The 800-nt window shown below is 66.6% G+C and carries 1 pseudogene; it reads right to left on the bottom strand.

From position 1 onward, the window contains the following. Positions 1-736: pseudogene (locus AC3A3G_RS16365) on the bottom strand (IS3 family transposase); the annotation flags it as partial. Positions 737-800 lie beyond the last annotated feature (64 nt).

Genomic DNA, 800 nt, shown 5'->3' on the forward strand with positions numbered 1-800 from the left:
CCCGACAGCGAGGTGTCGGCCACCAACGCCAGGCACTCGCGGGTGCAGTTGTCGATCACCGTCAGGATGCGGAAGCGCCGCCCGTCCGTCATCTGGTCAGAGACGAAGTCCAGCGACCAGCGCTGGTTGGCCACCAGCGGCAGGTCCAGCGGTCGCCGCGTGCCCATTGCTCGCTTCCGCCCGCCGCGCCGGCGCACCGTCAGCCGTTCCTCACGATAGATCCGCTGAACCCGCTTCTTGTTGACCGCATGGCCCTCGCGCCGCAGCAGGACGTGCAGGCGGCGGTAGCCGAACCGGCGACGCTCCTGGGCGAGGGCCCTCAGCCGGTCGCGCAGGGCGCCGTCGTCCGGGCGCGTCGCCTGATAGCGCACGCTCGTCCGATCGACGCCCAGAACACGGCACGCCCGCCTTTCGCTCATCTCGTAGGCGGCTTGCAGATGACCAGCCGCCTCGCGCCAGCCGGCGGGCGTCACCACTTTTTTCCCAGCAGGTCCTTCAGGGCCACGTTGTCCAGCATCGCGTCCGCCAACATTCGCTTGAGCCGGGCGTTCTCGTCTTCAAGCGTCTTCAGCCGCCGAGCCTCCGACACGTCGAGCCCGCCGAACTTGGCCTTCCATTTGTAAAAGGTCGCCGAGCTGACCCCGTGACGCCTACACACCTCCGCCGTCGTCACTCCGGCTTCCTGCTCCCGCAGGATCCCGATGATCTGCTCTTCCGTGAACCTTGATCGCTTCATTCTGTCCGTCCTTCGTTAGGGCGGACTCTAGCTATTCCTGGAGGAGTTTCAGGGGGTCACGTCA

It is taken from the genome of Brevundimonas sp. Soil_N_31 (assembly GCF_057655995.1).